Origin of the sequence: Mycobacterium sp. 1465703.0, assembly GCF_001672975.1 — a bacterium.
Classification (GTDB): domain Bacteria; phylum Actinomycetota; class Actinomycetes; order Mycobacteriales; family Mycobacteriaceae; genus Mycobacterium.
On record NZ_LZKU01000136.1, the window covers coordinates 1 to 19,280 of the forward strand.

Sequence of the window (19,280 nt, forward strand, 5' to 3'; positions counted from 1 at the left end):
TCTGATAGCCGGTCACCGCGGCCGCCGGACCGGTGCCCTGTTGATAACCCATCGGGTCGTGTTGCACGACGGCACGCAGCATGTTGCGCACGGTCTGCGCAGTCTGCGGCGACACCACCCGCACCCCTTCCGGGCGCGGCTCTTCGGTACGCGTGCCGTCGGGCGCGATGGTGGCCTTGATGATCCGCGGCGGTATCCGCAGCCCGTCGTTGGCGATCGCCTGGTACATGCCGGTCATCTGCAGCAGCGTCATCGAAAGACCTTGGCCGATTGGCAGGTTCGAGAACGTGCTGCCCGACCACTGGTCGATCGGCGGCACCAGCCCGGCGCTCTCTCCGGGCAGGCCCACGTTGGTGCGTTGCCCCAGGCCGAATTTGCGGACCATGTCATAGAACCGCTCCGGGCCGACACGCTGCGCAAGCATCAAAGTGCCCACGTTGGAGGACTTTCCAAACACACCGGTGGTGGTGTAGGGCATCACACCGTGATCCCAGGCGTCGTGGATGGACACCCCACCCATCTGAATCGTGCCGGGAACCTGCAACACCTCATCGGGATTGGACAGACCGTACTCGATCACCGAGGACGCGGTGATCACCTTGTTCACCGAGCCGGGCTCGAACGGCGAGGACACCGCCAGGTTGCCCAGCTGTTTGTCGCCCTGACGCCCGATATCCTGGGAGGGGTCAAAGGTGTTGTCGTTGGCCATGGCCAGCACTTCGCCGGTCTTCGAGTCCAGCACGACCGCCGAAACATTGTGCGCGCCAGACACATTCTTGGCCTGCTGAACCTGCTGCTGCACATAGAACTGAATGTCGTCATCCAGAGTCAGCTGAACCATCGAGCCATTGACCGCCCGATGCCGGTTGCGGTAACTGCCGGGAATGACCACACCGTCGGAGCCGCGGTCATAGGTGACCGCACCGTCGGTGCCCGACAGCACCGAGTCCATGGCCTCTTCCAGCCCCAGCAGCCCGTGACCGTCCCAGTCGATGCCGCCGACGATGTTGGCCGCCAGCGATCCACCCGGGTACTGGCGCAGGTCCTGACGTTCGGAACCGACCTCGGGGTACTTGTCCGAAATCGCGCTCGCCACAGCCGGATCGACGGCACGCGCCAGATAAACGAAGTTGTCGTCGGTTTGCAGCTTCTTCAGAAGGGTCGCCGAGTCCGGCTTGTTGCCCAGCCGGCCGGAGACCTCCTTGGCGATATCGCGCAACCGCTGCTGCGGATCAGGGGCGGCCGAGTTCTTGGCTTTGGCCTCCTCTAATTGCTTGCGAATCCGTTTCGGTTGAAAGGTCAGCGCCCGCGACTCGATGGTGAAGGCAAGCTGATCTTTGCGGCGGTCGATGATGCTGCCGCGCACCGCCTTTTCCACATCGGTGACCTTGAGCTGTCCGGCGGCCTGGGCGCGCAGCGACGGGGCGTTGGTCACCTGCAAGACGAACAGCTGGGCGGCGGCCACCAGCATCAGCACCAGGATGACCACGTTGCCGGCTCGATGCCGGAAAACGAACGATCCGCCGCGGCTGGTCAATTCCACGATCTGCCGGGTGCGACGCTCGCGCGCCGAGTGCCCGGTCCCCGCCGCCTCGGGCCGCTGTGCCGTCCCGACCTTCTGTTTGCTTTTCCGGAACCGCTTCGGCTCTCGAACGTCCCGGCCGGGTTGGGCTTGCTGCGACTTCACGCGCCGCTTGGATTGCCGGACGCCCTTGCCCGCCAAGTCCTTACGGGGACCACGTGTCGGTCGTGCCGACTGCGACCGGCGTGACTGCGGGGATTCTCCGCGGCTCACCTCGGAGCACCTGGCGTCGCGTCGGCCACCGGCCCGGGCAGGCCGTTAGCCGGCGCGGCGGGGACCGCCGGTTGTGCGGGTGCAGCCGGGCGGCCCAACTGCACGGGGACCGGAATCTCGGCGGGCAACGGCGCAGGCATTTGGCCGGGGGCCGGAATCGGCAGCCCGCCCAACGGAATCGACACCTCGGCGGGCACCGGTGCGGTCGCCGGTCCGGCCGGCATGGGCAAGCCCGGCATGGGCAACCCCGGGGTCGGTAGCACGGCTGGCGCGAGTCCGGTGACAGGGCCGGTTGGCGCACCGGGCAGCGCTCCGGTAGCCGGGGCCGCGGGCATGGCGGGCAATGCACCCGTTGCCGGTCCGCCTGGCATGCCGGGCAGCGTACCCGGCACCGGCGCACCGGGCGTGGCAGGCGCGCCGGGCACCGGCGGTGGCGCGGGCGCCAGGTGCTGACCGCCCAGCGTTGACGCGCCGTCGGGAGCGCGCAGCAGCGCTTCGGGCCCAGACCTGGCCGGAGCGGGGCTGCCTGGAGCCGGCTCCACCCGCATCGAGACCTCCGGCGGAGCGGCCGCCGGCTTGGGCGGCTGCGGCGCCTCATCGGGAATCTTGCTGTTCAGCGGAGGTGGCGGCACACCATCGGCCGGCTTGGGTGTGCCGACCACCACCCAGTTCCCGGACGGGTCCTGGACCAGGTGCGCGGTGTCTCGGCTGGGGATCATGCCCTGCTTGCGAGCCGCCTCCGCCAGCGCCGGGGCGGCTTCCGCCTCGCGCACATCGCGCTCCAGCGCTTCCTTCTGCTGCTGCAGCAACCGGGTCCGCTCCCGGGCGTGGCTCAATTTGTAGGAGCGCTCGGCGGAGTCGGTGGACAACCACAGCGTGAGTCCGAGCCCGATGCCCAGCGCTCCGATGATCAAGACGACGAACGGAACCTTGCTGGCCAAGGTCCGCGGCCGCAGGTCGATCGACGCCAGCCGAGCGGCCAGCCGTTCGGTCAACCGAGGACGAATGACCTTGGGCGCTTTGGCTTTCCGCGCCTTGGCACGCGCCTTGGCCTGACTGGTGCTCTTGGGGCGGGCCGGCCGCTCAACCGGCCGGGCGATGGGGCTGGTCTGCGGCCCCGACTTGGGCGCACGTGCTTCGCGGGCCGGCGCCGAGGCCCGGCCGCTTCGGGCGCGCCGCGCCTTCCCGGATTCCGCCGCCGGACGACTGCTCCGCCGGGCAGACCCGTCGCGTCCGCCCCGACGGTCGCTGCCACCGCGCCGTTTCGACGTCTCGCGCTCTGCTCTCATGCGTCGCCTCTCCCGGTAGCCTGCTCTGATTCCATTCGTTGCAGCGCCCGTAACCGCACTGCGGCGCTGCGCGGGTTTCGTTCCACCTCGGTGGCGTCTGCGCGTCCGGCCCCATGGGTCAGGGACCGGAATCGCGGCTCATGGCCGGGAAGTTCGACCGGCAGATCCACCGGGGTCCGGGAAGCGACCGCCTGGGCGAAGAGCCGCTTGACGATTCGGTCTTCCAGCGACTGGTAGGCCATCACCACGATGCGGCCGCCCACGGTCAGCGCGTCCAGAGCGGCCGGAAGCGCACCGCGCAACGACTCCAATTCGTCATTGACGGCGACTCGCAGTGCCTGAAAGGTGCGCTTGGCCGGATGCCCGCCGGTGCGACGGGCCGCAGCCGGAATCGCTTCGTAGAGCAGGGCTACCAGATCCGCGGTCGAGGTGAACGGCTCACGGGCTCGGCGGCGCACGATGTGCGCGGCGATGCGTCGTGCGAACCGTTCCTCGCCGAAGCGGTGCAAGATGTTCGCCAGCTCGGCCTCGTCGTAGGTGTTGACGATGTCGGCGGCGGTCAACGGCGATTCCGGATCCATCCGCATGTCCAGCGGGGCGTCCTGGGCGTAGGCGAATCCCCGCTCGGCGCGATCCAGCTGCATGGACGACACACCCAGGTCGAACAACAATCCGTCCACCGATTCGGTTGCCGCGTAACCGGATTCGGCCAGCGCCGCGGCGAGGCCATCGTAGCGGGTGTGCACCAGCGTGACCCGGTCGGCGAAGCGAGCCAGCCGGGTCCGGGCGATAGCCAGGGCACTCGGATCGCGGTCCAGCCCGATCAGCCGCAGACCCGGCAAGTCGGTCAAGAACCGTTCGGCATGCCCTCCCGCGCCCAGGGTCGCATCGACCAGCGTCGCGCCCGACCCGTCCGGCTGCTGACGGGTCAGCGCGGGCGTGAGCAGTTCGACGCAGCGTTCCAGCAGGACGGGGACATGCCCGTAGTCGTCGGAATTCGAATTGTCAGCCACCGCAACGCCTCCACGGATCTGCCGGCCCCGGTCGGACACGCGAGCCCGAAACACACTGGCCCTGGCGCCCCTTCGGGGCTGCGCCGCCCGAAAAGGGCTTACCCGGTGCTCGGAAAGAAGGGCAGCCCCTGCAACGAGGTCTCTGTCCGAAGTCGCGGACCTGGCGTTGGGGAAGTACGCCAGGGTCGGTTCGGGCAGAGGCCACGCTGCACGGGCATGCGCCTCAGATGATGTCGCCGAGTGCTTCATCGCTGGCCGCGGAGAAGTTCTCTTCGTGGGTCTGCTGGTAGTCCTGCCAGGCTTGGGCATCCCAGATTTCGAGGTAATCGACCGCGCCGATCACCACACAGTCCTTGGACAGGCCGGCGTAACGCCGGTGGTCGGCCGACAACGTGACGCGCCCCTGCGCGTCCGGATGCTGCTCGTCGGTGCCGGCGGCCAGGTTGCGAAGGAAGGCCCTGGCGTCAGGGTTGCTTCGCGAGGCCTTGCTGGCCCGGCGGGCCAGTTGCTCGAATTCCGCTCGCGGATAGACGGCGAGGCTGTGGTCCTGGCTCTTGGTGACCATCAACCCCCCTGCCAATGCGTCGCGGAACTTCGCGGGCAACGTCAGCCGCCCCTTGTCGTCGAGTTTGGGCGTGTAGGTGCCGAGAAACACCAGCTCACCTCCCGTTCGAGGTCACCCAAACACTGCAGCCACCATACCCCACAATCCCCCACTTCGCCCCATACTTGAGTGTCGCCGTGGCGTTTTTCGGGGTTATCCGTCGTCAGGGCGCCGTCAACGCCGCACGCGGGGTGTGTCGAAGCCCTACCCGGGCGTGTTTCTGGTCGCCCGCTACAGCATCACGACCAGGCAAAATACAGATTGTGGGGCGTAGTGGGGAATATTAGTGGGGCTCGGTGGGGCTCAACTGGAGCGACCCAGCACGGTCAGGACTCGATTGAGCCGCAAAACGGCATCGACGGTTGAGGACGTCTCAACCGGACGGGCCACGGCACCGGAACCCCTGCAAAAGCAAATCGGGGCAGCCAGCGGCTACCCCGAGTGCGCGAATCCGGTTAGTCGTCGAAGCGGCGGCGGAACCGATCCTCCATGCGACTGGTGAACGAGCCGCCGCCCTTGTTGCGGCGCTGACGCAGCGAACTGGCTGCCGGCCCCGAATGATCCGGCCGGCCGGACAACCGTGGCCCGGTGATGGCGAAGATCACTCCACCAAACATGACAATGAACCCGAAGACGCTGAGAATCGGGAAGTTTCCGATCATGGTCGCCTTGAACGCCACCCCGGAGACCAGCATTGCCAGACCGATGACGAACAGAGCCACACCCTGGATGCGTCGACGGGCGGTGGGTGCTCGTAAGCCGCCGCCACGGACGCTTGACGCGAATTTGGGGTCCTCGGCATAGAGAGCGCTCTCGATCTGATCGAGCATCCGCTGCTCATGATCGGAGAGTGGCATTCGTCCCTCCTTGCCGACAGTTTGGCACGTGACTATCGATAGCACGCGATGCCCGTTGCGGGGGCAACTAATTGAATGATACGAGGTCGATCTGCCCCATACCACTGGTTCCGTGCCGATTCTATCCCGGCCGCCCTCGCGGACTCCGGCAGACCGCAACGGCCGTGCGCTACAACCGGCTTCCCGAACCCGGGCGGCTCGTCGGTCCGGTGCCACCACCGCTCGTCGGGCCGTGGCGCGCGGGTCCGATAATGGGCGATGACGGCCTGGGTCCTCGGGGACCAGATAATGCCCGAGGCACCGGATGAGTTTTGATCACTGGATGAGGAGGGCACCGCGAGTTGGCGATATTCCTCATCGATCTGCTTCCCGACGATATGGAGCGTCGCCTGGGTGACGCCTTGGCGGTGTACGTCGACGCGATGCGCTACCCGCGCGGCACCGAGAAACAACGCGCCGCGATGTGGCTGGAACACATCCGGCGGCGTGGCTGGCAAGGGGTCGGTGTCGTCGAAGCAGAGGCTTCCGAAACCGCAGGCGCACAGCCGCCCTCGGCTGCGGAGCTGACCAGCGCCCCGCTGCTGGGGGTGGCCTACGGCTACCCCGGTGCGCCCGGGCAGTGGTGGCAGCAGCAGGTCGTGCTGGGTATGCAGCGCGGTGGCTCGCCGCCCCAGGAGATCTCCCGGCTGATGAACAGCTACTTCGAGCTGACCGAATTGCACATTCATCCCAGCGCCCAGGGCCGCGGTCTCGGCGAGGCGCTGGCTCGACGGCTGCTGGCCGGTCGCCCCGAGAAGAATGTGCTGCTCTCCACGCCAGAAATCAACGGTGAGCTCAACCGCGCCTGGCGCCTGTACCGGCGGCTGGGTTTCACCGACATCATCCGCGGCTACCACTTCGCCGGCGACCCGCGGGCATTTGCCATCCTGGGCCGCGAACTGCCGCTGTAACACCGGAAGCCGCGCCGAACTCGGCACATACCGGAAGACTCCACGAAGTGGCACCTCGGATCTGGCACGATGACGTGGTGCGAGCCAGCTCTCCCCCGTCCCGCAGCCGAGGATCCCGGGCATCTCGAGTTCGGCGGCGCCGTCTGGTGGTCATCGCGATGTTGCTGCTGCTGGTGCCGCTGGCCTCCGGATGCCTGCGGGTCAGAGCCTCGCTGACCATCTCCCCTGACGACCTGGTGTCCGGCGAGATCGTCGCCGCCGCCAAACCCAAGACCTCCAAAGACACCGGCCCCCAATTGGACAGCAATAACCTGCCGTTCAGCCAGAAAGTGGCGGTGTCGAACTACGACAGCGACGGCTACGTCGGCTCGCAGGCGGTGTTCTCCGATCTGACGTTCGCGGAGTTGCCGCAGCTGGCCAACATGAACTCCGATGCCTCCGGCGTCAACCTGTCGCTGCGCCGCAACGGCAACCTGGTGATTCTGGAAGGCCGGGCGGATCTGACCTCGCTGACCGATCCCGAGGCCGACGTCGAGCTCACGGTGGCCTTCCCCGGCGTGGTGACCTCCACCAACGGAGACCGCGTCGAACCCGACGTGGTGTCGTGGAAGCTCAAACCCGGCGTGGTGAGCACCATGACCGCCCAGGCCCGCTACACCGACCCCAACACCCGGTCGTTCACCGGAGCGGTGGTGTGGCTGTGCATCGCGTCGTTCGCGGCCGCCGGCGTGGTCGGGCTGCTGGCCTGGGTCAGCCGGGACCAGTCGCCGCGGTTGACCGCGCCGCGCGACCAACCGCCGCCCGACTAGCCCTGCTGGGCCGGTGACCAGTAGGCGAGCATCTCCGCGAACGTCTGAAACGCCGGCACCGAAATCCCGTAGGTCGCCTCGAGATGGATGCTCAGCGGGAAGCCGAGCTCGGCGACCCCGTCAATGATCCGCTTGTACAGGTCGAGCATCTGCTGACGCTTCTGCGGCGGTTCGCTGGCGGCCAGGTTCTTGACGAATTCCTGCTCCTCGGCCACCGCCGCGTTGCCCGGGTCCTGGATGAGCCAGTTGATCAGCCCCACCCGGCTTTCCATCTTCGGCACGAAGCCGAACGACAGCAGGATCTCCGGGCGGTGATCGGTCTCCTTGGCGAACTCGCTCAGGAAACCGACGATCGCGTCGGAATACAACAGCTGGGTCATGCCGTAGGTGGCGCCCCGGTCGCACTTGAAGTTGAACCGGCCGTGTTCGCCGTCGCGGGTGGGGATCAGGATGACACCGCGGTTGGTGACCAGTTCCCGGTAGATCGACAGGGCGTCGGTTGGGGCGACGCCGGAACCCTCGCCGTCGTTCATGGTGCGCGGCACGCCGACGAAGACGACGCCCTCCATGCCGGCCGAGGTCAGCTCGGTCAGCCGCGCGCTCAGCGAAGCTTCGTCCATGAAGGCGGTGACCTGCGTGCACAACCCCTTGATTCCGGGCAGTTCCGGCTTGACCACCGACCAGAAGTCGAGCACATCCAACTTGGGCTTCATCTGGATGGGACGGTCGTCGTCCTCGGCGATGATGCCCGGGATCATCACGTGCCGGATCCGGCCGTCCAGCCCGGCCTCGGCCGAATTCCGCACCACTTTCTGCGCCTCTTCGAGTGCCCGCTCACGGCCTTCGTCGGCGTTGGGCGGCACCAGCTCGAGCGCAATGGTGTTGAGGGTCACGCGGGTTCTCTCCATCCGACGACTAATGGCCTGGGGCGTCTTGGGGCCGCGCACTATTCGCGCGAGCCCCAGCGCACCCGCCAGCATAGGGGCGAGTTAGTGAGGCAGTCGAAGCAACTGGGCCCAGCCGCGCGCGTGATCTGGACAGCAACGGCGGTGGTGCGGCGAATACACTGGTCGGGCCTGGACACCCAGCCAGCCGAGCAGAAAGGGGCGCCGCGCTGAGCCTAAAGGCAGTGGCAGCAGCGGCAACCGTGGAGTTGACCGGCGCCATCACCGACCAATTGCGCCGGTACATGCAGGACCGGCGCACCGAGACCGCCTATATCGGTGACGACTACAGCGGTCTGATCGCCGCGCTGGAAGAGTTTGTGCTCAACGGGGGCAAGCGCCTGCGGCCCGCGTTCGCCTATTGGGGTTGGCGCGCGGTGAGCACCGAGACCCCGGATGAGCAAGTGCTGCTGCTGTTTTCCGCACTCGAGCTGCTGCACGCCTGTGCGCTGGTGCACGACGACGTGATCGACGACTCCTCCACCCGGCGGGGCAGGCCGACCACTCACGTTCAGTTCGCGACACTGCATCGCGAGCGGCACTGGCAGGGTTCGGCGGAGCAGTTCGGGGTATCGGCAGCCATCCTGCTCGGCGATCTCGCGCTGGCCTGGGCCGACGACATCGTCTCCGGGGTCGAGCTGACGCCGCAGGCCGCGCGGCGGGTGCGGCGGGTGTGGGCCAACATTCGGACCGAGGTGCTGGGTGGGCAGTACCTCGACATCGTCGCCGAGGCCAGCGCGGCCGCCTCGATCGCCTCCGCGATGAACGTCGACACCTTCAAAACCGCTTGCTACACGGTGTCGCGACCGTTGCAGCTGGGGGCGGCGGCCGCGGCCGACCGGCCCGACGTGCACGACGTCTTCAGCCAGTTCGGGACGGATCTGGGAGTGGCGTTTCAGTTGCGTGACGACGTGCTGGGCGTTTTCGGCGACCCCGCGGTGACCGGTAAGCCGTCCGGCGATGACCTGCGATCGGGCAAGCGCACCGTGCTGCTGGCCGAGGCGGTGGAATTGGCGGAGAAGTCAGATCCGGTGGCGGCCAAGCTGTTACGGAGCTCGATCGGGGCGCGGCTGACCGATGCGCAAGTGGATCAACTGCGCGACGTCATCGAGTCGGTGGGTGCCCTGGCCGCGGCCGAGCAGCGGATCGCCGCGCTGACCCAGCGGGCGCTGGCCACCCTGGCGGCCGCACCCATCAACACCGCAGCCAAAGCGGGACTGTCCGAATTGGCCAAGCTGGCCACGAACCGGTCCGCCTGAACCGATGACGACGCCAACGGATATCCCGGCAGCCGACTCACCGGAAGCCAAACCCTCTCGCGGTGAATGGTTCTCACAGTTGAAGGCATTCGTCGCGTCCGGCGACTCGGGTCCGGCGAAGCTGGGCATGCTGGGCTCGGTGTTGATCACGCTGGGTGGTCTGGGCGCGGGCAGCACCCGTCAGCACGACCCCCTGCTCGAATCAATGCACATGTCCTGGTTGCGTTTCGGCCACGGCCTGGTGCTGTCGTCGATCCTGTTGTGGACCGGCGTCGGCCTGATGCTGATCGCCTGGCTGGCTCTGGGCCGCCGGGTGCTGGCCGGCGAGGCGACCGAGTTCGTCATGAAGGCCACCACCGGCTTCTGGCTGGCGCCGTTGCTGGTGTCGGTTCCCGTCTTCAGCCGGGACACCTATTCGTATCTGGCGCAGGGCGCGCTGCTACGCGACGGCCTGGATCCCTACGCGGTCGGGCCGGTCGCCAACCCGAATAGCCTGCTGGACAACGTCAGTCCGATCTGGTCGATCACGACCGCACCCTACGGCCCGGCGTTCATCCTGGTGGCCAAGATCATCACCATCCTGGTGGGCAACAACGTGGTGGCGGGCACCGCGTTGCTGCGGTTGTGCATGCTGCCCGGCTTGGTGCTGTTGATCTGGGCGACTCCCCGGGTGGCGCGCCACTTGGGCGCTGACGGTTCGACGGCGCTGTGGATCTGTGTGCTCAATCCGCTGGTGCTCATCCATCTAATGGGCGGGGTGCACAACGAGATGCTGATGGTGGGCCTGATGGCGGCGGGTATCGCGTTGACGTTCGCCGCACGTCCCGTCGCGGGCATCACGCTGCTCACGGTGGCCATCGCGGTCAAGGCCACGGCCGGTATCGCACTGCCTTTTCTGGTGTGGGTGTGGATGCGACAGCTGCGCGATCGGCGGGGATATCGGCCGGTGCCGGCGTTTCTCGCTGCGGTGGCGTCATCGCTGCTGATCTTCGCCGTGGTGTTCGCGATCTTGTCCGCGGTGGCCGGCGTCGGGCTGGGCTGGCTGACCGCGCTGGCCGGATCGGTGAAGATCATCAACTGGCTGACCGTGCCGACCGCGGCCGCCAACCTGATCCACGCGATCGGCAGCGGATTCTTCCCGGTGAGCTTCTACCCGCTGCTGCGCGTCACCCGGCTGGTCGGCATCGCCATCATCGCGGTTGCACTGCCGTTGTTGTGGTGGCGGTTCCGCCGTGACGACCGGGGCGCGATGACCGGCATCGCGTGGTCGATGCTGATCGTGGTGCTGTTCGTGCCTGCCGCGCTGCCCTGGTATTACTCGTGGCCGCTGGCGATCGTGGCCCCGCTCGCGCAGTCCCGACTTGCCGTCGCGCTCATCGGCGGCGCGTCGACCTGGGTGATGGTGATCTTCAAACCCGATGGCTCGCACGGCATGTACTCGTGGCTGCACTTTTCGCTGGCCACCGTGTGCGCACTGATCGCGGGCTACAGCCTCTATCGGGCCCCCGAGCGGCAACCCGAACACACCGACGTCGCCGCCGGCTGAGCCAACGGGCTCAGTAGGCCATCGCTTGGGCCCGGCGTACGACTTCCCGGGCCTGATGGGCATGCAGGGCGTCGACCGGGCGGGCGTTGTTGAGGGCATCGCGGCTGCCGTCTCGGGTGACCGTCAACGAGGGGTCCCGGGTGAACAACCAGCGCACGATCTCGGTGTCGTGAAAGCCGCCGTCGTGCAAGATCGTCAATAATCCCGGCAGGCTTTTGACCACCTCACCGGACTTGGTGAAGAACACCTGCGGTACCACCAGACCCTCGTCGCGCCGCACCGCGACCAGGTGCCCCTCCCGGAGTTGCTGGTGCACCTTGGTGACCGGCACCCCCATCAATTCGGCGACCCGCTTCAAGTCATAAATCGGCTCGTCGGGTTCTAGCACATCGTCGCCGGCAGGAATACTGCTCACCCGGGCAAGTGTAGGCCCAGATGCGCGCGTCGAGCCGGTGTTCTGCCGACCAATCACAGCGACGCACCTACGATGGCCCCGTGGCCCAAGCTGAATCGCCCGGCCCTGCCGCGCGAGCGGGCGGTGGCTCCGCCCCGGGCCGGGCCGGGCCGCCTCGTCGCCGACCCGAAACCGGGTCGGCGGACCCGTTGCACGACACGTTGCTGGACGGCCGCTACCTGGTGCAGTTCAGGATCGCCAGCGGCGGCACGTCAACGGTGTATCGCGGCGTGGACACCCGGCTCGACCGTCCCGTCGCGGTGAAGGTGATGGATTCCCGTTACGCGGGCGACGAGCAATTCCTGACCCGCTTCCAGCGCGAGGCCCGCACCGTGGCCCGGCTGAAGGACCCCGGGCTGGTCGCGGTCTATGACCAGGGCTCGGATGCCCGGCACCCGTTTCTGGTGATGGAGCTCATCGAGGGCGGCACGCTGCGCGAGCTGCTGGGCGAACGCGGACCCATGCCGCCGTATGCGGTGGCGGCGGTGCTTCGTCCGGTGCTGGGCGGACTGGCCGCCGCCCATCGGGCCGGCCTGGTGCACCGCGACGTCAAGCCCGAGAACGTGCTGATCTCCGACGACGGCGAGGTGAAAATCGCCGACTTCGGACTGGTGCGGGCCGTCGCGGCCGCCGGAATCACCTCTGCCAGCGTGATTTTGGGCACCGCGGCCTACCTGTCGCCCGAGCAGGTGCGCGACGGCGAGGCCACTCCCCGCAGCGACGTCTACGCCGCCGGGATCATGACCTACGAGCTGCTGACCGGGTGCACCCCGTTCACCGGTGACTCGGCGTTGTCGCTCGCCTACCAGCGGCTGGACACCGACGTACCGCCACCCAGCGCAGTCATCGACGGCGTGCCCGCGCAGTTCGACGAATTCGTCAAGCGCGCGACCGCGCGCGACCCGGCCGACCGGTACGCCGACGCAATCGAGATGCGCGCCGACCTCGACGCGATCGCCGATGAGCTTGCGCTGCCGGACTTCACGGTGCCGGCGCCGCGCAATTCCGCACAACACCGCTCGGCGGCCCTGCAGCACAGCCGGATGAGCCAGCGCCCGCCCGCCGAGCGGCAGCCCCCGCCGCCCGGCCCGGCGCCGGTGCGTCAACCCACTCGTCAACTGACCCGCGGCCCCCAGGATTGGCCGGAGCCGCAACGTCCGGCGCAGACCGACGACGAAGTCGAGGACGACTACGAATACCAGCCTGTCACAGGTGAATTCGCGGGCATCCCGATAAGCGAGTTCGTGTGGGCGCGCCAGCATAACCGGCGCATGGTGCTGGTCTGGGTGGCGCTGGTGCTGGCGATCACCGGATTGGTCGCTACCGCGGCATGGACCGTCGGAAGCAACCTCAACGGACTGTTATAGCTGGCACCCAGATGCGGTCAGTCGCGCAACATCTCGGCGACGAGAAAGGCCAACTCCAATGACTGCTGGGTGTTCAGCCTTGGGTCGCAAGCGGTTTCGTAACGGCCCACCAGGTCGGTGTCCGAAATGTCTTGAGCCCCACCCAGACACTCGGTGACGTTCTCGCCGGTGATCTCGACATGGATGCCGCCGGGATGGGTGCCCAGCGCGCGGTGCACCTCGAAGAAGCCCTGCACCTCGTCGACGATGCGGTCGAAGTGGCGGGTCTTGTAGCCGTTGGACGACGAGTAGGTGTTGCCGTGCATCGGGTCGCACTGCCAGATCACCTGGTGACCGGTGGCCTGGACCTTCTCCACGATCGCGGGAAGCAGATCGCGCACCTTGCTGTTACCCATCCGGCTCACCAGGGTCAGCCGGCCCGGCTTGTTGTGCGGGTCGAGCCGCTCGACGTACTCGACGGCCAGTTCCGGGGTGATCGTCGGGCCGATCTTGACACCGATCGGGTTGGCGATCACCTCGGCGAAGGCGACGTGCGCGCCGTCTAGCTGGCGGGTCCGCTCGCCGATCCACACGGTGTGCGCCGAAAGGTCGTACAGCTGCGGTTCGCCGCCGTCGATTTCGGAGAGGCGCAGCATCGACCGCTCGTAGTCGAGCACCAAAGCCTCATGGCTAGCGTAGATTTCGGCGGTCTGCAGGTTGCGGTCGGCCACTCCGCAGGCGCTCATGAAGCGCAGGCCGCGATCGATCTCGGTGGCCAGCGCCTCGTAGCGGGCACCGGCCGGCGAGGTCCGGACGAATTCCCGGTTCCAGTCGTGGACCAGATGCAGGGAGGCCAACCCCGAAGACGTCAGCGCCCGAACCAGGTTCATTGCCGCGCTGGCGTTGGCGTAGGCGCGCACCAACCGGGACGGATCGTGCTCGCGCGCGGCGGCGTCCGGGGCGAAGCCGTTGACCATGTCGCCGCGGTAGGACTTCAGGCCCAGCGCGTCGATGTCGGACGACCGCGGCTTGGCGTACTGACCCGCGATGCGGGCCACCTTGACCACCGGCAAGCTCGAGCCGTACGTGAGCACCACCGCCATCTGCAACAGGGTGCGCACGTTGCCGCGGATGTGCGGTTCGGTGTTCTCGGTGAATGTCTCAGCACAGTCGCCGCCCTGCAGCAGAAACGCCTCGCCCCGTGCCACCTGCGCCAGCTGCTCCTGCAACCGGACGATCTCGGACGGCACCGTCACCGGCGGCACACTCTCCAGCACCTTGCGCATCGCCGTCGCCTGGTCGGCGGGCCAGCTGGGCTGCTGGGCGGCCGGTTTGGCCAATGCGGCGTCCAACCGCGCGCGCAGATCGGTCGGCAGCGGCGGCAGCGGCGGCAGCTGATCGATCGGTATGTCGACGGTCCAGTTCATCGGTCCATGGTAACCACGGCACGGGGGTCTCTGGTCCGGGTTTGATCTGCGGGAATGCGGCTCAGCGGGCGCTTGCGGCCGTTTTGGTCTCCGCCGGCTCAGTCCGCGGCCGTGATCAGCCGAAATCGGCGGAGCTGATCGCGGGCGTCGACCAGCGCGTCGTGCGCATCCGCCGACCGCGGCGGCATCCGTGGGCTGCCCCGGTCTTCCCACAGTTGTCGCAGCTCGCGGGTGAACCGCGGGATGGACCGCGGCAATTCCGGCATGGTTCCCCACAACTGGCACAGGGCCACGTGGTCGTAGGCCGCCACCCACGCCCACAGCTCGATCGGCTCGCTGCCGTCGACACCGAAGAACTCCTCGAGGTCCGCCCTGATCTGGCGGCGGGAGCGCCACAGCTGCGATGCCGGCGGCGGCAACTTGGGCAGCACATTGGCGCGCACCCAGGGTCCGGCCCGCTCGGGGTCGAATTCGGTGGATACCGCGTAGTACTCGCGGCCGTCCTCCGCGGCGACGCCGATTGAGATCAATTCGATGGTGCGGCCGTCCTCGATGAATTCGGTGTCGTAGAAGTACCGCACCGAAGAAAGCTTAGGGAAGAAGCTCAGCGGCTGATCAGGATGGGGCCGGTGGGCGGCGGCGCGGGATGAACCTCGTTGTCGAGGGTCTCGTCGACCGTGCCTTCGTCGGGCAACCATGGCGTACCGGCGATCGCGCACTGCAAATACAACTTCACCCGCACCACCGGGCGCCGCAACGTCCGCTCGCGTTGCAGCGCGCGGCGCATCTTGTCCGGTTGTGTCGAGTATCGCCAACGGGCCCAGGGGGCGTGCGGCCGCGACAACCGAATCGCGCCGATAACCAGCAGGATGACCAGGAACATGCCCAGGAGGCCGGTCCACACCTTGCCCTTGAGCACCACCACGACGGCCAACGGCAACGTCAACGCCATGCCACTTGCCACCACGGCCCGCAGCACCGCGGAGTCGGCACTGTGCCAGATCGGCAGGAAGAACATCAGCGGGTGCAGACCCATGATCAACAGCCCGGCCACCGCCACCGCGGCGAAGACCGCATCCACCGAGGTGCGGCCGTCTTGGGACCAGTAGACGTCGGACAGGTGCAGGATCAACGCGTACTCGTCCAGGACGAGGGCGGCCCCGATGCCGAAAAAGGTTGCCGCAATGGTGAATTCGGGTTCATGACCGTCGATGGACAAGGTGACCAGGGTCAGGCCGGAGAGCAGCGTCAGCACCACCCCGAAGGTGACGTGGTGGATGTGCACTCCCCCGACGTGCACGTTGCGCGGGTGCCACCACCGACTGGGCCGTCCGGTGTCGGCGCGGTGACGGATGAAACGCACGAACGTTCGCGTCACGAAAAACGTCAGGATGAAGGCGACCAAACAGCACAGCAACGGCAGGTGGCCACGGTCGTAGACGTCGTGGGCAAACCATCGGGTCACCTCGGCCACGAACGAATCAAGCACTCTTGAAACCTACGCCTGTCCGCGCCCAAGCCGTGGGACCCGCGCTGCACCAGGCGGGTCGGGGCCCGGGCACCCATTACGCTGTTGTGCGACATGAGTACACGGCAGGCGCCCGGCGTGGGCAATCGACCCGGGTGGGCGCTGTGGTGGGGGCTGGCTTGGCTGGTGGCCGCCGCGGGGCTGAGTTATGCCGCGTGGCAGTTGTTCGCGCACACGCCGTACCGCATCGACATCGACGTCTACCAGATGGGCGCTCGGGCCTGGATGGACGGCAAACCGCTGTACCGCGGTGATGTGCTGTTCCACACGCCGATCGTGGATCTGCCGTTCACCTACCCGCCACTGGCCGCCATCGTGTTCTGCCCGTTCGCCTGGTTGCACATGCCGGCCGCCAGCGTCGCGATCACCGCCTTGACGTTGGCGCTGCTGGTGGTGTCGACCGTGGTTGTGCTGACCCGTCTCGAGGTCTGGAACACCTCGGCGACGCTGCCCGGCCCGGCCTGGCTGCGCCGCTGGTGGCTGGCCATCGTCGCCGCGGCGGCAGCGACGATCTGGCTGGAACCGATCAGCTCGAACTTCGCCTTCGGTCAGATCAATGTCGTGCTGATGACGCTGGTGATCGCCGACTGCGCACCGCGGCGCACGCCGTGGCCGCGCGGACTGTTGCTGGGCTTGGGCATGGCGCTGAAGCTCACCCCGGCCGTGTTCCTGCTCTATTTCCTGCTGCGACGCGACCACCGTGCGGCGTTGACCGCGCTGGCGTCCTTTGTGGCGGCGACGCTGCTCGGTTTTGCCCTGGCCTGGAACGACTCGTTGGAGTACTGGACGCACACCGTGCGTCACACCGACCGGATTGGTTCCGCGTCGTTGAACACCGACCAGAACATCGCAGGAGCGCTGGCCCGGCTGGGACTGGGACAGCAGGAACGCTCGCTGCTCTGGCTGGCGGCATCGCTGCTGGTGCTGGCGGTGACGGTGTGGGCGATGCGACGGGTGCTGCGCGCCGACGAACCCACCCTGGCGCTGGTGTGCGTCGCGTTGTTCGGGTTGGTGGTGTCGCCGGTGTCCTGGTCGCATCACTGGGTGTGGGTGCTGCCGGTTGTCCTGGTGACGGGGATCTTGGGCTGGCGGCGCCGCAACGCGGCGCTGATCGTGGTCAGTGTCATCGGGGTGGCGCTGATGCGGTGGTCGCCGATCGACCTGCTTCCCAAGCATCACGAGGCGAGCGCGGTCTGGTGGCGTCAGCTTGCCGGCATGTCCTACGTGTGGTGGGCGCTGGCGGTCATCGTCACGGTCGGCATCACCGTCAGCGCCCGAGGGGTTGCGCGGGACACGGCGCCCCAACAGTTGACGCCGGTGACCGCCGTCGGTTAGCCGGCTGCGGTCTCGGGAATCCGCACGGCCTCGCCGTTGGCCGCTTCACCGGTACCGCCCTGTTTCAGGCTCGCCGCGTAGATATCGACGTACTCCTGGCCGGACAGTCCCATCAGCTCGTAGATGACTTCGTCGGTGACAGCCCGTTCGATGAAACGATTGCCGGCCAGTCCGTCGAACCGGGAGAAGTCCATCGGCTTGCCGAAGCGGACGGTGACCCGGCCGAAGCGCAACATGTTCGTCCCGGGCGGGTTGACGACGTTGGTGCCGATCATCGCGACCGGGATCACCGGAACACCGGTCTCCAGCGCCAGCCGAGCCAGTCCCGTCTTGCCCTTGTACAGCCGCCCGTCCGGCGACCGGGTGCCCTCGGGATACATGCCCAGCAACTTGCCCTGGTTCAGTACCTGCTTCGCGGTGGTCAGCGCGGCCTGGGCGCTGTCGGCGTCGGTACGGTCGATCGGCACCTGACCGACGGCGGTGAAGAACCACCGCTGGAACCAGCCCTTCAGACCGGTGCCGGTGAAATATTCCGACTTGGCCAGGAACGTGATTCGGCGGCGCACCACCAGCGGAAGATAGAAGCTGTCCATCACGGCCAGGTGGTTGCTGGCCAGAATCGCCGGCCCGGAACTCGGAAGGTGTTCTAAGCCTTCAACTTTCGGCCGGCCCAGCAATGACAACAGCGGGCCGAGGAGCACGTACTTGAATAGCCAGTAGTACATGGCCCTCCCTCTCGCTGCACCGCTGATGTTCTGCGCCAACTGTACCCATCCCCACCGGAACCGACCACCTGCGACGCAGCCCGTTCACTCCTCGAGCGTGACCCGGATGGACTGATAACGGGTGCGCGACGGGGCATCTTCGGCGTGGGTCGGCGCGCCGGGTCCGCCGCCGGACGGACCGTCTGGCGGCGGTTCCGGTGTCGGCTTGGCGGACCGGTCGATGTCGTTGACGATGTCGCGGATCACCTCGAGCAAGGCGATGCTGTGGTCGGCGATCGCGGTGAGCAACGGGTGCTGGTCTCCGGTGGCCAACGCCGCCAGCGCGCACACCGGGCACCACACCTGCTGACACTTTCCGGTGCCGACCCCGGCGCCGGCGGTCAGCGCCGCCGCCGCGCGCACCGCGGGATCGATTCCGTCCAGGATGGTTTGGGCGAGCCGGCGCAGTTCCGGACCGATCTCGGGATGAGACCCACTCACTTAGGCCACACCTCCGGATCTGGTCGAAAACGCACCGTCAGCTCGCTACCCCGCAGATGTGCGTCCAGTACCGTGCACCGCCGAAGTACCGACGCCAACCTAACCCGGCGCCGTAACCCCCCAGCGCTGATGATCAGATCGTCGTCGACGCGGCCCAATGTCAGGCCAGACGGATCGAGCTGCGGCAACGCTAGCCGCATTCGGTAGATGGACCCTAGTCCCGTCCCGGATTCCAGGTCCACGCTGGGCCGCAACGGTCCCGGCGGCGACGCGCCGCCGCGGCGCCGGGCAGCGTCGAGCAGCCCGGCGAGCGCCTTGGGACCGATCGGCTCACCGGACAGATGCGGCGTCAGCACCAGCGCCACCTCACCGATGGTGTCGTCGAGTTCGTCGAGCACACCTTGCTGCTCGGCGATGCGTTCGGTGTACCAATAGAAGGCCGGGTGTTCGGGCAGGTTTCGGTACTCGTACGAGTCGTCTTGCAGCAGAACCTGGTTCACGATCAGCTCTTCGACGCGCACCCCCATCAGCGCCAGCGACCCCAGCGTTCGGGCCGCCTCGGCGGCGACCACCCGCTCGGGAGTCAGCACCAGGTGCGCACCGACCAGATCGCCGTCGGTGAGCAGCGAGCTGAGCGACTCCACGCTCGAGCTGATCCGCTCGAGCAGTTCGACCGCCGCCGCCGACCGGGCGTCGTCGGCGGTGACCGACAGCCGCCGATGCCGCGGCCAGGCCCGCTCGACATACAGTCCGAACGTGCCGGGCAACGTCAACATCCGCAGGGCATCGGCGGTCGACGCGCAATCGACCACCACCCGGTCCCATTTCCCGGAGCGCGCCATCTCACCGACGGCGTACAGACCGAGCACTTCCTGAACACCCGGCAAAGCCGAAAGTTCTTCAGGCGCAATGGTACTCA

Annotated in this window: 19 protein-coding genes; 6 read left to right on the forward strand and 13 right to left on the reverse strand. The window is 67.5% G+C overall.

Translation table 11 applies throughout. From position 1 onward, the window contains the following. From A5625_RS12275 to A5625_RS12295, 5 genes are all read right to left on the reverse strand, one after another. Positions 1-1,795, reverse strand: a 1,795-nt coding sequence (locus A5625_RS12275) for a penicillin-binding protein 2 (protein WP_066993648.1), incomplete at its 3' end; no start/stop codon positions are given. Beyond that, entirely contained in the window at positions 1,792-3,084 is a 1,293-nt protein-coding gene (locus A5625_RS12280) for a hypothetical protein (protein WP_066993604.1), read from the reverse strand. The genes A5625_RS12275 and A5625_RS12280, both read right to left, overlap by 4 nt. Continuing rightward, positions 3,081-4,346, reverse strand: coding sequence for a 16S rRNA (cytosine(1402)-N(4))-methyltransferase RsmH (gene rsmH, locus A5625_RS12285; RefSeq protein WP_156748162.1), 1,266 nt, complete (start codon positions 4,344-4,346; stop codon positions 3,081-3,083). Before rsmH ends, A5625_RS12280 begins: the two co-directional genes overlap by 4 nt. Next, a complete protein-coding gene (gene mraZ / locus A5625_RS12290) occupies positions 4,321-4,752 on the reverse strand; it encodes a division/cell wall cluster transcriptional repressor MraZ (RefSeq protein WP_066993609.1) in 432 nt (143 codons plus the stop codon). Before mraZ ends, rsmH begins: the two co-directional genes overlap by 26 nt. 404 nt (positions 4,753-5,156) lie before the next feature. Next, positions 5,157-5,558 carry a DUF3040 domain-containing protein gene (locus A5625_RS12295; protein WP_066993612.1) on the reverse strand — a complete coding sequence of 134 codons (402 nt, stop codon included), beginning with the start codon at positions 5,556-5,558 and terminating at the stop codon, positions 5,157-5,159. 341 nt (positions 5,559-5,899) lie between these two features. Here A5625_RS12295 and A5625_RS12300 point away from each other — a divergent pair, with 341 nt between their 5' ends. Both A5625_RS12300 and A5625_RS12305 read left to right on the forward strand, forming a co-directional pair. Next, entirely contained in the window at positions 5,900-6,508 is a 609-nt protein-coding gene (locus tag A5625_RS12300) for an N-acetyltransferase (protein WP_066993616.1), read from the forward strand. 158 nt (positions 6,509-6,666) lie between these two features. Continuing rightward, a complete protein-coding gene (locus tag A5625_RS12305; protein ID WP_066993651.1) occupies positions 6,667-7,317 on the forward strand; it encodes a DUF3153 domain-containing protein in 651 nt (216 codons plus the stop codon). On the opposite strand, the gene A5625_RS12310 is transcribed toward A5625_RS12305, so the two are convergent. Then, on the reverse strand, positions 7,314-8,210 hold the full coding sequence (locus A5625_RS12310; protein WP_066993619.1) for a mycobacterial-type methylenetetrahydrofolate reductase: 897 nt from the start codon (positions 8,208-8,210) through the stop codon (positions 7,314-7,316). The two genes, A5625_RS12305 and A5625_RS12310, sit on opposite strands and share 4 nt — an antisense overlap. A gap of 260 nt (positions 8,211-8,470) precedes the next feature. Here A5625_RS12310 and idsA2 point away from each other — a divergent pair, with 260 nt between their 5' ends. Both idsA2 and A5625_RS12320 read left to right on the forward strand, forming a co-directional pair. After that, a complete protein-coding gene (gene idsA2, locus A5625_RS12315; protein ID WP_066993654.1) occupies positions 8,471-9,520 on the forward strand; it encodes a bifunctional (2E,6E)-farnesyl/geranyl diphosphate synthase in 1,050 nt (349 codons plus the stop codon). A 4-nt stretch (positions 9,521-9,524) separates the two neighbouring features. Beyond that, on the forward strand, positions 9,525-11,066 hold the full coding sequence (locus A5625_RS12320) for an alpha-(1->6)-mannopyranosyltransferase A (RefSeq protein ID WP_066993622.1): 1,542 nt from the start codon (positions 9,525-9,527) through the stop codon (positions 11,064-11,066). Positions 11,067-11,076: 10 nt separating this feature from the next. Here A5625_RS12320 and A5625_RS12325 read toward each other — a convergent pair whose 3' ends face one another. Next, entirely contained in the window at positions 11,077-11,481 is a 405-nt protein-coding gene (locus A5625_RS12325; protein ID WP_066993625.1) for an Rv2175c family DNA-binding protein, read from the reverse strand. 80 nt (positions 11,482-11,561) lie between these two features. Between A5625_RS12325 and A5625_RS12330 the strand changes: the two genes are divergently transcribed. Next, positions 11,562-12,887 (forward strand): protein kinase, encoded by a 1,326-nt coding sequence (locus A5625_RS12330; protein WP_369830004.1) that lies wholly within the window; start codon positions 11,562-11,564, stop codon positions 12,885-12,887. A gap of 17 nt (positions 12,888-12,904) precedes the next feature. Here the strand turns inward: A5625_RS12330 and A5625_RS12335 are convergent, their stop codons facing one another. The 3 genes from A5625_RS12335 to A5625_RS12345 form a co-directional block, all read right to left on the reverse strand. Further along, complete coding sequence (locus tag A5625_RS12335; RefSeq protein WP_066993631.1) at positions 12,905-14,293, reverse strand: class II 3-deoxy-7-phosphoheptulonate synthase; 1,389 nt, start codon at positions 14,291-14,293, stop codon at positions 12,905-12,907. 98 nt (positions 14,294-14,391) lie between these two features. Then, the gene (locus A5625_RS12340) at positions 14,392-14,874 is read right to left on the reverse strand and encodes a polyadenylate-specific 3'-exoribonuclease AS (RefSeq protein ID WP_066993634.1); all 483 of its coding nucleotides are present in this window, start codon (positions 14,872-14,874) and stop codon (positions 14,392-14,394) included. Between the two features lie 23 nt (positions 14,875-14,897). Then, positions 14,898-15,767 carry a hypothetical protein gene (locus A5625_RS12345; RefSeq protein WP_369830005.1) on the reverse strand — a complete coding sequence of 290 codons (870 nt, stop codon included), beginning with the start codon at positions 15,765-15,767 and terminating at the stop codon, positions 14,898-14,900. A gap of 108 nt (positions 15,768-15,875) precedes the next feature. Here A5625_RS12345 and A5625_RS12350 point away from each other — a divergent pair, with 108 nt between their 5' ends. Further along, positions 15,876-17,156: a glycosyltransferase 87 family protein gene (locus tag A5625_RS12350; protein WP_066993639.1), complete on the forward strand. Its 1,281-nt coding sequence runs from the start codon at positions 15,876-15,878 to the stop codon at positions 17,154-17,156. Here A5625_RS12350 and A5625_RS12355 read toward each other — a convergent pair. The 3 genes from A5625_RS12355 to A5625_RS12365 all read right to left on the reverse strand — a co-directional run. Continuing rightward, a complete protein-coding gene (locus A5625_RS12355) occupies positions 17,153-17,881 on the reverse strand; it encodes a 1-acyl-sn-glycerol-3-phosphate acyltransferase (protein WP_066993642.1) in 729 nt (242 codons plus the stop codon). The genes A5625_RS12350 and A5625_RS12355 overlap by 4 nt on opposite strands. A gap of 84 nt (positions 17,882-17,965) precedes the next feature. Beyond that, the gene (locus A5625_RS12360; protein ID WP_066993645.1) at positions 17,966-18,361 is read right to left on the reverse strand and encodes a hypothetical protein; all 396 of its coding nucleotides are present in this window, start codon (positions 18,359-18,361) and stop codon (positions 17,966-17,968) included. Continuing rightward, a partial coding sequence (locus A5625_RS12365) for an ArsA family ATPase (protein WP_066993657.1) occupies positions 18,358-19,280 on the reverse strand: 923 nt, incomplete at its 5' end. The genes A5625_RS12365 and A5625_RS12360, both read right to left, overlap by 4 nt.

Excerpts from the sequence above, each read along its gene's own strand:
- A5625_RS12280 (WP_066993604.1), bottom strand. The coding sequence starts at position 3,084 with ATGAGAGCAGAGCGCGAGACGTCGAAACGGCGCGGTGGCAGCGACCGT.
- rsmH (WP_156748162.1), bottom strand. The coding sequence starts at position 4,346 with ATGAAGCACTCGGCGACATCATCTGAGGCGCATGCCCGTGCAGCGTGG.
- A5625_RS12295 (WP_066993612.1), bottom strand. The coding sequence starts at position 5,558 with ATGCCACTCTCCGATCATGAGCAGCGGATGCTCGATCAGATCGAGAGC.
- A5625_RS12305 (WP_066993651.1), top strand. The coding sequence starts at position 6,667 with ATGTTGCTGCTGCTGGTGCCGCTGGCCTCCGGATGCCTGCGGGTCAGA.
- A5625_RS12320 (WP_066993622.1), top strand. The coding sequence starts at position 9,525 with ATGACGACGCCAACGGATATCCCGGCAGCCGACTCACCGGAAGCCAAA.
- A5625_RS12335 (WP_066993631.1), bottom strand. The coding sequence starts at position 14,293 with ATGAACTGGACCGTCGACATACCGATCGATCAGCTGCCGCCGCTGCCG.
- A5625_RS12350 (WP_066993639.1), top strand. The coding sequence starts at position 15,876 with ATGAGTACACGGCAGGCGCCCGGCGTGGGCAATCGACCCGGGTGGGCG.
- A5625_RS12355 (WP_066993642.1), bottom strand. The coding sequence starts at position 17,881 with ATGTACTACTGGCTATTCAAGTACGTGCTCCTCGGCCCGCTGTTGTCA.